The organism is Acinetobacter soli (assembly GCF_018139125.1).
In the GTDB taxonomy this organism is placed as follows: Bacteria; Pseudomonadota; Gammaproteobacteria; order Pseudomonadales; family Moraxellaceae; genus Acinetobacter; species Acinetobacter soli.
Genome location: NZ_CP073241.1, coordinates 453357 through 467637, shown reverse-complemented (window position 1 = coordinate 467637; position 14281 = coordinate 453357). Strand labels below are relative to the sequence as shown.

Genomic DNA, 14281 nt, shown 5'->3' with positions numbered 1-14281 from the left:
ATCCATACACTTAAGTTAATTTGATACAAAATAAAAATCAATATTAATTTTTAGTATCATTTATTTTTTAAAATGAAACTTGATCAAGATTTTGTTTTATATTAATTTTATTTTTTAAAAATTTTTACAACAGCGAATTTTAATTGACTTTTCTATGGCTCTATTAGAAATTAAGTAACGCAATAATTAAAAAATGAATGAAAACGTATCATAAATGGAGTTTAACTATGTACCTAGTTGATTCAGACGCGCATGTTTCCACACATTCAGAGCCAAATGTATCGCTTGCGCCCGCATTAAGTTCATTGGTGTGTGGTGAATCCTACACCTCAGATACCAATACTCGCACAGTGCATCATGCCATTACCGGTGCTGCTATTTACCGGGTGAGTAGTGATGGTCTAAATGTTCAAGCTGTAGTGGATTATGCAAAACAACACGGTGCAGTACTTGCGAAATGGACATTTCATCAACGTGCGAATGCGCTTAAAAAGGTGGCGCAATATTTACTTGATCGTAAAGAACACTATTACACATTGGCACAAGCCACGGGATGTACACGTAAAGATGCTTGGATTGATATCGAAGGCGGTATCGGTACACTTTTTGCGTATTCTAGCCTCGTTCGACGCGAGCTAAGTGATGCTACAACATTGGTCGAAGATGCGTGGATTCCACTATCAAAAAAAGGCAACTTTGGTGCTAAACATATTTTGCATCCCAAAGCTGGCGTTGCGGTACACATCAATGCATTTAACTTTCCTATCTGGGGGATGTTAGAAAAAATTGCCCCAACGTTACTGGCAGGTGTACCTTGTATTGTGAAACCCGCCACAGAAGGTGCCGCTTTAACCCATGCGGTTGTACAGGATATCTTGACGAGCGGATATTTACCCGATGGTGCTTTACAACTCATTTGCGGGCAGATCCATGACTTACTTGATCATTTAAATGCTCAAGATACCGTTACATTTACGGGTTCTGCACAAACCGGGCAGCAGCTCAGAGCGCATCCACATTTAAATCGTCATTCAATTCCTTTTAGTATGGAAGCCGATTCAATCAATAGCGCCATCTTGACTGAAGATTGTAGTGAAGCCACCATTGCACTTTTTGTACAGCAAGTGGTCAATGAAATGACCAGTAAAGCGGGCCAGAAATGTACCGCCATCCGACGTGCTTTTGTACCTAAAGCCGCGCTAGAGACAGTTCAACAGCAGCTCATCGAGCAACTAAAAAAGGTTGTGGTTGGAGACCCTAGTCGAGCAGAGGTTACCATGGGCGCTTTGGCCAGCAAAAAACAGCAGCAAGACGTTGCAGCTCGTGTTGAAGTATTGGCTCAAGAAGCGCAAATTGTGTTTGGAAGCCACTTGCGTAATGATTGTCTAATTCATGCCGAAGACGCCACATTAGGTGCCTTTTATCCACCAACACTACTGCTGTGTAATGATCCTGTTCAAGCCACATCCATACATGAAACAGAGGCCTTTGGCCCCGTATGTACCCTCATGCCGTACGATGATCTGGAGCAATTGGCAGTACTGGTTGCCAAAGGTGCAGGTAGCTTAGTCGCGTCAGTGATACGTGAAAGTCATCAAAATATTGAAGCGCTAATTGCAAAAATTGCGCCATGGCATGGCAGAATTCATATTTTAGATCAGGAAAGTGCTAAAGAAAGTACTGGTCATGGCTCTCCATTGCCTCAATTGGTACATGGCGGTCCGGGGCGTGCGGGTGGAGGTGAAGAACTGGGTGGCCTACGTGCGGTGAAACACTATATGCAACGTACAGCCATACAAGGATCGCCAAATGCAGTCACCCAACTGGGGCAAAGCTGGACAGCAGGCGCCCATATTGTGGAAGATCGCGTTCATCCGTTTCGAAAAACATTTGATGAGCTAGAAATAGGTGAGCGTTTAAAAACTGCACGCCGTACCGTGACTGAAGCCGATATTGTCAATTTTGCTTGCTTAAGTGGCGATCATTTTTATGCGCATATGGATCAAATTGCAGCCAAAGACTCGTTGTTTGGTGAGCGCGTGGCACATGGCTACTTTATTGTCTCCGCTGCTGCGGGGTTATTTGTCGATGCAGCTCCCGGGCCAGTAATTGCCAATTACGGTATGGACAATTTACGCTTTGTCGAGCCTGTAAAAATTGGCGATACCATTCAAGTTGAGTTGACCTGTAAACAAAAAACCCCGAAAACACTCACCGACCCAACGCAAAAACCGCACGGTGTGGTGGTCTGGGACATTAAAGTAAAAAATCAACGCGAAGAGCTGGTGGCAACCTACGATATTTTAACGCTGGTTGAACGTGCAGCTTAAATAAAAGACTGGTCTGCAACACTGAGGTGCAGATCAGCTGATGATATCCATGAAAAAAGAGTTCGAAAGCGAACTCTTTTTTTGTTTGCTATAGTTATGAATGTGTTTGAGCTTCAGCCGTCAAGATGTCTTTTTTACGGTATTTAAGCTGATACACCACTGCCAGCACGATCAACCAGATAGGGACCAGCATTACGGCAAGTCGCATATCCGGCGTGATACTCATAATGATCAGAATACCAAAAATAAAGGCAATCGTTAAATAGTTACTCCATGGACTCATGATGCTTTGAAACGTCGTTTGATGATGTCGTTGCTGCATCGCTTTTCGAAATTTCAGATGTGTCCAAGAAATCATGAGCCAGTTGACCACTAACGCTGCGACCACCAGCATCATCAAAAATTGAAAGGCTTTGCCTGGCATTAAGTAATTAATTAATACGCAAAGCGCTGTAATAGACGCTGAAACACCAGCAGCATATACCGGAATACCACGATGATTCACTCGTTGTAGTACTCGTGGCGCATTACCTTGCATGGCCAAACCGTGCAGCATTCGACTGTTACAGTAAATACAACTGTTATATACTGAGATTGCAGCCACCAACACCACAAAATTTAAAACATTGGCGACGCCGTGGCTGTTTAGCGACTGAAAAATCAAAACAAAAGGACTACCCCCTTGAGCCAACTGATTCCATGGAAATAAGCACAGCAAAACCCCGATCGCACCAATATAAAAAATCAGAATACGATACACAATCTGATTGACCGCTTTAGGAATAGTCTTGGATGGATTTTTGGTTTCCGCCGCCGTAATACCAATCAGCTCTAATCCACCAAAGGCAAACATGATAATGGCCAAGGACATGATAAAGCCTTGGATACCATTTGGAAAAAAGCCACCAAATTGCCAGAGATTGGCCACGCTGGCCTGAGGTCCAGCATCGCCTGATATCAATAGATATAAACCGAAGAAGATCATGCTTAAAATCGCAATAATCTTGATACAGGAAAATAAAAACTCAGATTCACCAAAAAAACGTACATTGATGAGGTTTATGGCATTAATGGCAATAAAGAAAAAAAGCGCTGTGATCCATGTGGGTAATTCGGGCAACCAAAATTGTACGAAGGTACCAATTGCACTCAATTCGGCCATGCTGACCAACACGTATAGCACCCAGTAATTCCAGCCAGACATAAAACCGGCCATTGGACCCCAGTATTTGTTGGCAAAATAGCTAAAAGACCCACTGACCGGTTCCTCGACAACCATTTCACCCAAGTGTCGCATAATCAGAAATGCAATGATGCCTGCGATTGCATAACCCAGTAAAACCGATGGCCCTGCCAACTTAATGGTTTGTGAAATACCTAAAAACAGCCCTGTCCCTACGGCTCCTCCTAGAGCAATTAACTGAATATGCCGATTCGATAATCCTTGTTTTAACTCGTTCGTTTGTTGTGCTTCCATTACTGCGCTCCATGGTTCAATTTGCACACTCCTGTGCGTTCCTTTGAATCTTTTACGATGTGAATTTAAATAATAAAGTTCTTATGAATACCCCTTAAATGCTTGATCTCAATAAAAAAAGACACTGTGGTGATTGGTTATCGCACAGTGTCCTGATAGTCTTTTATTTATAGATGCCGACCGGGCTGAATATATCGGCGGTCTTTGGTTTGAGTTGTTGATAGCTATAATGACCATAATCGTATTGCGCCACTACATCGGCAAATTTGGTCAGACTGGCTGGTGCATCCATGACAGGAAGTTTAAGCTCAATCAGCGCCAACGTTTGGCTCGACTCAAGCTGATCCAGTACTGTATGTAACTGCCCTACTGTCTCGACGATATGTGTGCTGTAGGCATCTGCTCCATTAAACACCCGCATTACTTCGGTATAGTTCCAGTTCTGGATATCGTTATACGATGATTTTTCGCCGAGAATTAAACGCTCAATGGTATAACCCCCGTTATTTAAAACAAAAATAATCGGTTTGAGTTTTTGACGTACTATTGTGGAAAGCTCTTGTACAGTTAACTGGATTGAACCATCACCAATAAATAAAATATGGCGGCGTTTTGGCTGGGCTAGCATACTGCCCAGTAACGCAGGTAATGTATAGCCGATTGATCCCCAGATTGGCTGCGCAATATAATCAGCAGTCGCGGGTAAACAAATACCAGAAATAGAGGAATTGGAAGTGCCAACCTCTCCTATAATCACATCATTGGCTTTGAAAAAGCCTGACATTGCACACCATAGCGCAGCTTGAATCAGCGAATCTTGTTCTGAATATTCTGGCGCTTGAACCGAGGGAGCTGAACAACTCTTTGGTTCACGTTCACGGGTTTTTAATCGCTGTAATAATGCAGTTAAAAATTCAGCGATTTCAATTCCGGCAAAGTTACGATCATAAATCGTCAGATCGTATTGTTTTAAATCAATGTAGCGATCTTTGCGAATCTGATGTGAAAAAAAGCCAGTCCCAACATCGCTAAAACGCGCACCAATTCCAATCAGGCAGTCGGACTGCTCAATGATCTCTTTAGTTTTGGGTTGGCTTGCACTTCCAGCATAAATTCCTGCATACAAATCTGATGACTCATCAATTACATTTTTTGCGGTACAAAGACACGCGTAAGGAATATTGTATTTTTCCGCAATTTGAGCCAAAACTTTACCTAAACCATACACCTTGGCGGTTTGATCGATCAGAAATGCTGGACGTTTGGCCGAATAAAGCTCAGCACAAAACTCATTTAATGCCAGTTCTAAAAGCTGCGGATCACTTTTTGGAATGCGTTTATCGAGTGGCTTTGCATCAACATCAATTTTGATATGAGTGATATCGGAAGGTAATTGAATATAGACTGGACGGCGCGAGATCAAACACTGCTTGAGCACACGATCAATTTCAAAAGCTGCATTTTCTGGAGTAAGACGAGTTTGTGCAACAGTAAACTCTTTCATGCAGTTCATAATATTGTCGTAATTACCATCAACCAAGGTGTGATGAATTAACTCCCCTCGATTGACTGCATGCAGAGGTGGAATGCCCGAAATCAAGATCACAGGGACATTTTCAGCATAAGCACCAGCAATGCCATTGATTGCACTTAAATCACCCACACCATAAGTGGTCACAAGAGCAGCCACACCATTACTACGCGCGTAACCATCTGCCGCATAGGCGGCATTTAACTCATTACAGTTTCCAATAAATTCTAGCGATGTATCTTCTTCGATTTGTTCTAGATACGACAGGTTGAAATCTCCGGGTAATCCGAATATATGATCTATTCCTAACTCGCTTAAACGTTGATTTAAAAATTGCCCAATCTCGATAAACATTGTTCTTCTCCTTGATACTATTTTTTTCGTCTCTATAAAAATAATAGGTGATCGACTCACTGATCTTCATGCATAATGGATACTAATTTTTATAAAAACGCACATTTTGTGTATCAAAAAAGGATTTGATGCAATGGATAAATTTGATTGGAAAATCATTAGTGCTTTACAGAAAAATGGACGGTTAACAAATCAGGAGATTGGTGATCTGATCGGGTTATCGGCATCGCAGTGCTCACGTCGCCGGCAAATACTTGAACAAAAAGGGATTATTTTAGGCTATACCGCGCGTATCGATCAGCAAGCTGTGGGGCTAGAAGTCACAGCGATGGTGCATATCAATTTGAGAATTCATGAGGCCAAATCTCAAATCACTTTTCTCGAGATGATCGAACATGAAGAAAAAATTCATGATTCTTTTTCTATCAGCGGTGATGCCGATTACATTTTAAAAGTCGTGGCAGAAAATCTTGAAGATCTTTCTAATTTTGTGACCGAGCGACTCCTGACTTGTGAAGCGATCGGGCATATCAAAACTTATATCGTGCTAAAAAAAGTGAAGGAACAGAATCAATATTTAGGAAAAAATAAACGTCAGACTAGTCCACTGGCAGTTTAAGTCAATGTGTTAAAATCTTGCGTTGAAAATCATGTGCTAAAAATCTTGAGCTGCAAAGATTGGCGTAAAAAAACCCAGTCTAAACTGGGTTTTTTGATACGCATCGATTAATCAATTGCTGGAACATATGTACCTGAAGCAATTGCATCTTTAATGCGATCTGCTTCTTGCAATACAAATGACAAAAGATTTTGAACGTTTTCGAGTGTCGCAACCGGGCTTAACGTGGTCATTTTGAGCGACTGCACCTGACCCACTTTGGTCACACCAATATTGGCATCACCGCGTGCAAACAATTCATCTGCAACGTTTTGGTTCAGGGTATCAAGCAACTCAACCGGATAACCTTGCGGTACAACACGGAACAGTACAGATGCAAATTGTGGCTCAACCAACAACTCTAGGCCGTCAGTTGCCTTGATGTAATCTGCCACTTCACGCGTCAGTTTTACACCATGATCAATCATAGAGCCATAAAGTTCTTCACCAAGTGCCTCAATGGTCATCCAAAGCTTTAATGCATCGAAGCGACGCGTCGTTTGCAAAGACTTCGACACAAGGTTGGGTACACCATGCTCTTCATCATAAGCTGAGTTTAAATACTCCGCTTCATAATGCATAAAGCGATAGTTGGCTTCATCTTTGAGCAAGAATGCGCCACAGCTGATGCTTTGGAAATAATGCTTATGGAAATCGAGCGTGATTGAATCAGACAATTCAATTCCAGCCAACATCTCGCGATAGTCGTTCGACAAAATCAGTGCACCACCCCATGCCGCATCGATATGCATCCACGCGCCATATTTTGTGGTGATGTCACGGATTTCTTTCAGCGGATCAATTGCACCAGCATCAGTTGTGCCTGCTGTTGCCACCACACACGCCACGATTTTGCCTTCGGCTTGCAAATGCGCCATGGTTTTTTCTAGTGCATCGACATCCATCTGAGCAAGCTCATTGACAGGAACCGTGACTACTGACTGAAAGCCCATGCCCATCATGGCCATGTTCTTTTGCACAGAAAAATGTGCATTTTCAGAACAAATGACTTTGATGTTACGCATTGCTTCGGCAGGAATACCATCACGCTGAACAGACCACGGCTGACCATTTTCGTCTGTAAAGTTTTTAGCAATTGCCCAGTCACGCGCCAGTAGCACACCCATCAGGTTCGATTGCGTGCCACCTGAGGTGAATACGCCAGCTTGACCTGATCCGTAGCCTACTTTTTTACGCAACCAATCAATCAACTGAACTTCCATCAATGAACCCGCTGGGCTTTGATCCCATGAGTCCATCGATTGGTTGGTTGCATTGATCAAGACTTCTGCAATCTGACTGGTCACCATTGTTGGACAATGTAAATGTGCCAACGAATACGGATGGTGTACTTTCAAGCTTTTATTTAAGAAAAGCTCAACCATGCGTTCAAGAGACTGATGTAAACCCAATCCGTCTTTAGATGGATTAAAGGCAATTGCCGAACGCAATTCCTTGATACTTCCACCTGTATACATCTTGTCGTTTTGTAGCCATGCTGCAACAGCTTTTACAGCGTCGTCCATTGCTGACTGATAGTCAGCAATGGATGCAGCATCGTTACAGAGCAACGCTTTACGGTGTTCTGCAAAATCAACCATGGATTATTCGCCTCGAACTGCTTTGAGTGCATCAGCCAATGCTTTTTTGAAGCGTTCAATGACTTGAACACATTCATCTTGATTGATAATCAGCGGGCAAAGTAAACGGATCACAGTACCGTTACGACCACCTTTTTCAAGCAGTAACTTATGGTTAAAACATGCAGTTTGAATCGCTGCGGCCAATTGTGCATCGGCAGGCAATGAACCCATATGATCTGCTGGTTTACGTTCGTCGACAATCTCGACACCCACCATCAAACCACGGCCACGCACGTTACCGATACATGGGAATTCTTGTGCCAGCTTTTTCAGCTCTGCTTGTAAAAATTCACCACGCTCATGTGCATTTTGAGCAAGCTTGTCATTTTTGATGGTATCTAAAACAACCAAGCCTGTACCCATTGCTAACTGGTTACCACGGAATGTTCCAGTGTGACCAGCAGGTTGCCATGCATCGAATTTGCGCTTGATACCGAGTACAGCAAGCGGCAAACCACCACCCACTGCTTTAGACATCACCACAACATCAGGCTCGATCCCTGCGTGTTCGAATGCAAACATTTTACCTGAACGGCCAAAGCCTGCTTGAACTTCATCTAAAATCAATACGATGTTGTGACGCTCAGTCACTTCACGGATTTTTTGCAACCATTTTACTGGTGCAGTCACCACGCCGCCTTCACCTTGAATTGCTTCAAGAATGACAGCTGCAGGCTTGGTTACGCCGCTTTCAACATCTTCAATAAAGTTTTCGAAGTAGTAAGTGAGTGCATCGACACCCGCTTCACCACCTAAACCAAGTGGGCAACGATATTCATGCGGATACGGCATGAACTGCACGCCCGGCATTAAATTATTCACTGCATTTTTCGCACTTAAGTTACCAGTCATTGCAAGTGAACCATGGGTCATACCATGGTAGCCACCTGAAAAACTGATCACTGAACTGCGACCTGTATAGGTTTTCGCAAGTTTGATTGCTGCTTCAGTGGCATCTGCACCAGATGGACCACAGAACTGTAAGCAATATTCTTCTTTTCCACCTGGTAGAAAAGACAGCAATGCTTCAGTAAATGCATCTTTCAAAGGAGTTGTAAGATCCAAAGTATGCAATGGCAGACCACTTGCTAGCGTGTCTTGAATACTTTGAATAACAGCAGGGTGATTATGACCAAGAGCCAATGTCCCTGCCCCCGCTAAACAATCGAGGTATTGTGTACCTTCAACATCTGTAACCCAGCAACCTTGTGCACGAGCTATCGCAAGAGGTAACTTGCGCGGATAGCTACGAACATTTGATTCCATCTGACTTTGGCGAGTCAGGTAATATTCGTTGGTGGAATTGGTGGCAGGATTTACGGAATTAACGCTCATATCGGATTACCATCTCAGATAAGGGTTGAAAGAAATAAGTCTGGTGACTTGCGGTCCTTTGACTCGGTGCTTGTAGGATTCTAGTAAAACAGCGATTGCTTTTATGATACTAGGAGGGCGATGATACCCTTTTTTATATAAAAATAAAGACCTTTTGGCCTTTAATTTCATATAACTCGTCCAAAAAAAACGATCGTGTTTTCCCTTGCCTAAATTATCATCATACTATGTGACACCCTAAAGAAAACCCGCTTTTTTTTTCATCTAGAGTGTGATTTGTGTTTTTTTGAACTCTCGATATAAACCCTAACATTAAGCCTATGTATTTAAATAGAATTTATATCAATTAAAATTGCAAAATGATGCAAAGTATTACAAACTCACCACAAAAGCTTCTCAAAAAATATGAAACTAATTACTAAGATGTTTTCTAAGTAAAAAATAATTTTTACAACATACATTTTAAGGAATTTATATGCGTACTTTAGCACTCTCAGCATTGCTCCTTACAGGAACAATTTCGGGTTATGTTTCAGCGGCTGAACCTGAGGCTTTAAACTATAATGTCATCAATATTCAGTCAGATGCATCACGCCAAGTTTCAAATGATCAAATGCATGCCGTGCTATTTATTGAACGTAGTAACAAACAGCCAGCAGCACTTTCTACGCAAATTACACAAGCCATGAATCAAGGCTTAGCGATTGCGCGTAAATATCCACAAGTTAAGGTAGAAACAGGCACACAAACCACGTATCCAGTTTACGATAACGACAGCAGTAAGTTTAAAGAATGGCGTGGGCGCGCCGAAATCCGTCTTGAAAGCAAAGACTTTAAGGCAACCAGTCAGCTGATTTCTGAACTACAGCAAAACTTTCAAACTGAATCGATCAACTTCACTGTTTCCGATGAACAACGTAAAAAAGTTGAAAATGAGCTGATGATTGAAGCATCGAAGGGCTTTCAACAACGTGCACAAATGGTGAGTCAGGCATGGAACAAATCAGGATATAACCTTGTTAGTCTTAATTTGAACACCAGTAATTACGTGCCACAACCGATGATGATGCGTGCAAGCTTAGCCAAATTTTCAAATGCGGAAGCCGCACCTGCTCAGGATGTGGCCGCTGGAGAGTCAAAAATTACCGTAAATGCCAATGGTTCAATTCAATTGAAATAATCACTGTAATTACCCTAAATCAAAAAAAGCATGCCAGATTGATCTGGCATGCTTTTTTTTACGAGTAAATCATTACTTTTTAAATGGAAACGCGTATTTCACGATACGTCCCAATACCTGACCATATTGTTTAAGCAGGCTAGCATTGTTGTAGTTAAGTCCATACTTTTTACACACAGCCTCGACTTTAGGTGCCATCTGACGATAACGACGTGCCGGAATATCTGGAAATAAGTGATGTTCAATCTGGTGGCTCAAGTGCCCAGTCAAAATATGAAACGCTTCTGAACCCGTCAAATTAGACGATCCACGAATCTGACGCATATACCAGTGACCACGGCTTTCGTCTTTCAGTACTGTTTTTGGAAATACTTCTACATCTTTAGTGAAGTGACCACAAAAAATAATACTAAAGGTCCAGACATTTCGCATACCGTTTGCCACCAGATTGCCTGTAAAGACCGGCAATGCCGCTGGGCCTGCAATCAATGGAAAAAACACATAGTCTTTAAACAATTGCTTGCCAATTTTCTTTTGTGTTGGTTTCCATTCTTCGACAAACTGTTTCCACGTTTTACGCTTATAAATGAGTTTACCAATTTCAAGATTTTGAATGGCCACGCCCCACTGAAACAACAGGCAGAACGGAATACTATAAATCGGCTGTAACAAAAAGCCGGGTTTCCAGCGTTGCTCTGGGAATAAACGCAATAAACCATAACCGATATCATCATCAATGCCTTTGATATTGGTGTATGTATGATGCTTAAAATTATGCGTCTGACGCCAGTTATCTGCTGTACCTACAGTGTCCCATTCGTATGTTTGACCATTGAATTTCGGGTCATTCATCCAGTCGTATTGACCATGCATGACATTATGACCGAGCTCCATGTTTTCCATAATTTTAGAAAAGCCTAGCAAGCCTGTACCTAAAATCCATGCTGGTGGGAACCAGCCTGCAAATAAACAGGCACGCCCAAGCACACTGCTGTAACGAATCGCGGAATAGACGCGACGGATATAACGTGCGTCTTTTTCACCAATATCATCCAAAACATCTTGTTTAATTTGGTCAAGTTCTTTCGCAAATGCCTCTAGTTCAGCGGCGGTTAATTCTCTGTTTTTTGGATTTTTAAAAAATTCTAGTTTAACGGGTGCATTCATGGGAGTACTCACATTAAAGATCAATAACAAGATCAGATTTTGCCGAATTTACGCAAATTTTAAGCAAATTGTTTGGCTCAGCATTTTCGCTGGCATTGAGCAAGTTTTTGGTGGCGCCTGTCGCTTTTTGACACGCACATTTGTTGCAAATTCCCATACGGCAACCATAAGTTGGTTTCACATTCGCCTGTTCGAGCCCAGCCAGAATCGACTGACCTTTCGGAATAGCAACGGTTTTATTGGATTGAGTGAGCGTTACATTGATAAAGCCTGTTTCATTAGTATCAATGGCACTCATACTGAATGCTTCGCTCATAAATACCTGTGCATGACCAAACAAGTCTTCGGCTGTTGCTACAAATCCTGAAGGACCACATGCATAAACTGTCGATTGATCAAGATCATCAATTGCAGCAAGATGAGTCACATTTAAACGCGAATCATGCTCCTGATCTTGGGTATAAAATACATGAAATTTAAATAATGGATATTGTGCTGCCAATGCTTCAAATACATTTAAGAATGCAGCATCTTCGTGTCGCTTTACCCAGTACATCAAATCGACTGGCGTGTGCTGAAGCTGACTTTTGACCTGCATACCTTCAATCAAGCTCAACATTGGGGTAATACCGCTTCCCGCTGCAAGCATCACCACGCGTGACTGAGCAGGTATAAGCATATCACCAAAAGGTTGGCCCAGCTCGATTACCTGCCCCACCTGACTATCCTCGACCAACCAGCGGCTTACTATGCCATCAGCCACTTTTTTTACTGTCAGTACAAGGGTGTTGTCGCGCTCGGTCAAACTATAGTTACGCTCATAAAGACGGCCCTGCACCTTCACGCGAACAGGATGATGCTGTCCTGGCTGGCCAAGATTCACATGGCGATTTGGCTCGAGTGTCAACGACACTGTATCAGCTGCAACGTTCTCTTTACGCACAATTTTTGCAAGAGCACGATGTGTAGACCAGATAGGATTGATTTTTTGAAGCCAGAAATCAGTCGCATGCGGGTCGAACACTGATTCGGTCAGTGAGCGTAAGAGTGTGTTTCTCTTGGAGATAGATTGCATGTTGATACTACTCGATGTGTCGCTTTTTTAATTATTATACACCTGTATATAAATTTGTATATACAGTTGTCCTTTTATTTACGTTTCAAATCGTAAGCTGCTGTGGTTATAATGAGATGAACTTACCAAACTCTTGCAAAATATGGCGTCAACTTCTCTTTCTCACGTGCTCGACAATCCTTCTCACAATCCCGAGATTTTTGAGAAAGCGCCAATTCGTACTGTGGGTCGTAAGGCAACCATCACCAAAGAAGAGTTATTTCAAGCCGCGCTGAACTTAATTGGCCCCGAAAAAAGTATATCGTCTTTAAGCTTAAGAGAAGTTGCACGCGAAGCTGGCATTGCACCCAATAGTTTTTATCGTCATTTTAGAGATATCGATGAACTGGCAATCGATTTGATTAATCGTGCTGGACTGGTGTTGCGCCAGATCATTCGTGAGTCACGCCTGCAAGCATCAAAGCAAAACAGTATTATCCGTAGCTCTGTTGAGGTGTTTATTCAGCAGCTCGATGCAGATGAAGGCAATTTAAGCTTGCTGCTTCGTGAAGCATATACTGGCTCAAAATCTTATAAAGAAGCAGTTGAGCGGCAGCTCAATTTTTTCCAGCAAGAACTGCAAGAAGACTTGATCCGTCTTGAACGGCTCAATCATAGCCGTTTGTCACACCCCGATCTTGTGTCACGTGCCATCACCCAACTGGTGTTTACCATGGGTGCCAAAGTGCTTGACTTACCAATCGATGAACGAACAGCAATGGCTGAACAAACCATGATTATGATTCGCATGATTTTAGAAGGTGCAAGACACCTCGATGAAGCCAAAATACGTTAAGTGTGATGTCACAGGATGTGACGCTTTATTTATCGAACTTATACAAAAACTTTAAAAATCAAAACATTTCAGCGCGTATTTATCCATTAACCTAATGAAGTGTTTTTCGTAATCGACTTTCGAGTCGGTTGATGCTTTATAACAAAAAGAGGTTTTTCATGGCTAAGTCAACAAGCAAAGTACTTAAAGTATATACCCGCAACAACCTAGATGCAGCGGTTAAAGAATCTACAGTAAAAATCTTGAACCAGATTCTGGCTAACCTGATCGACCTTTCTCTCATCACCAAACAAGCGCACTGGAACATGCGCGGCAGTAACTTTATTGCCGTTCACGAAATGCTTGATACATTCAGAACGTCACTCATTACCCATCTCGACAACGTTGCAGAACGTTCGGTACAGATTGGCGGTACCGCTTACGGAACCACACAAGCTGTTTCCCAAACGTCGCACCTTAAGGCGTATCCAGTTGAAATCCACGATGTACAAGATCATTTGAAAGAACTTGCAGATCGCTATGGCGTAGTGGCGAACCACCTACGTGATACCATCGAAGAAATCAAAGATCCAATTTCTGAAGACATCATTCATGCTGCGCTTGAAGATTTAGACCAGTATTTATGGTTCCTCGAAGCCAACATTGAGCAAGATCAAACCACCTAATTTGGGTCGTATAAAAAATGGGAGCATCTGC

General features: G+C 42.4%; 11 protein-coding genes. 5 read left to right on the top strand and 6 right to left on the bottom strand.

What is annotated here, in order from left to right:
• Positions 1–227 precede the first annotated feature (227 nt).
• Complete coding sequence (gene paaZ / locus KCV09_RS02030) at positions 228–2330, top strand: phenylacetic acid degradation bifunctional protein PaaZ (RefSeq protein ID WP_212515454.1); 2103 nt, start codon at positions 228–230, stop codon at positions 2328–2330.
• A gap of 94 nt (positions 2331–2424) precedes the next feature.
• On the opposite strand, the gene KCV09_RS02025 is transcribed toward paaZ, so the two are convergent.
• Complete coding sequence (locus KCV09_RS02025; protein WP_119689622.1) at positions 2425–3807, bottom strand: amino acid permease; 1383 nt, start codon at positions 3805–3807, stop codon at positions 2425–2427.
• A gap of 163 nt (positions 3808–3970) precedes the next feature.
• Positions 3971–5692 carry an alpha-keto acid decarboxylase family protein gene (locus KCV09_RS02020; protein WP_212515453.1) on the bottom strand — a complete coding sequence of 574 codons (1722 nt, stop codon included), beginning with the start codon at positions 5690–5692 and terminating at the stop codon, positions 3971–3973.
• Between the two features lie 133 nt (positions 5693–5825).
• On the opposite strand from KCV09_RS02020, the gene KCV09_RS02015 reads away from it, so the two are divergent.
• Entirely contained in the window at positions 5826–6311 is a 486-nt protein-coding gene (locus KCV09_RS02015) for an Lrp/AsnC family transcriptional regulator (RefSeq protein ID WP_004936439.1), read from the top strand.
• 107 nt (positions 6312–6418) lie between these two features.
• Here KCV09_RS02015 and KCV09_RS02010 read toward each other — a convergent pair whose 3' ends face one another.
• Both KCV09_RS02010 and KCV09_RS02005 read right to left on the bottom strand, forming a co-directional pair.
• Positions 6419–7951 (bottom strand): pyridoxal phosphate-dependent decarboxylase family protein, encoded by a 1533-nt coding sequence (locus KCV09_RS02010; RefSeq protein WP_004946409.1) that lies wholly within the window; start codon positions 7949–7951, stop codon positions 6419–6421.
• Between the two features lie 3 nt (positions 7952–7954).
• Positions 7955–9328 (bottom strand): diaminobutyrate--2-oxoglutarate transaminase, encoded by a 1374-nt coding sequence (locus KCV09_RS02005; RefSeq protein WP_004936432.1) that lies wholly within the window; start codon positions 9326–9328, stop codon positions 7955–7957.
• Positions 9329–9803: 475 nt separating this feature from the next.
• On the opposite strand from KCV09_RS02005, the gene KCV09_RS02000 reads away from it, so the two are divergent.
• Positions 9804–10508, top strand: a complete 705-nt coding sequence (locus KCV09_RS02000) for an SIMPL domain-containing protein (protein WP_025094257.1) — start codon at positions 9804–9806, stop codon at positions 10506–10508.
• A gap of 72 nt (positions 10509–10580) precedes the next feature.
• Here KCV09_RS02000 and KCV09_RS01995 read toward each other — a convergent pair whose 3' ends face one another.
• Together KCV09_RS01995 and KCV09_RS01990 are read right to left on the bottom strand one after the other, a co-directional pair.
• Positions 10581–11675, bottom strand: coding sequence for a fatty acid desaturase family protein (locus KCV09_RS01995; protein ID WP_004936426.1), 1095 nt, complete (start codon positions 11673–11675; stop codon positions 10581–10583).
• A 13-nt stretch (positions 11676–11688) separates the two neighbouring features.
• The gene (locus KCV09_RS01990) at positions 11689–12750 is read right to left on the bottom strand and encodes a ferredoxin reductase (RefSeq protein ID WP_004946394.1); all 1062 of its coding nucleotides are present in this window, start codon (positions 12748–12750) and stop codon (positions 11689–11691) included.
• A gap of 142 nt (positions 12751–12892) precedes the next feature.
• Here KCV09_RS01990 and fabR point away from each other — a divergent pair, with 142 nt between their 5' ends.
• Together fabR and dps are read left to right on the top strand one after the other, a co-directional pair.
• A complete protein-coding gene (gene fabR, locus KCV09_RS01985) occupies positions 12893–13585 on the top strand; it encodes an HTH-type transcriptional repressor FabR (RefSeq protein ID WP_004936421.1) in 693 nt (230 codons plus the stop codon).
• A gap of 158 nt (positions 13586–13743) precedes the next feature.
• A complete protein-coding gene (gene dps, locus KCV09_RS01980; protein ID WP_004936417.1) occupies positions 13744–14250 on the top strand; it encodes a DNA starvation/stationary phase protection protein Dps in 507 nt (168 codons plus the stop codon).
• Positions 14251–14281: the final 31 nt, after the last annotated feature.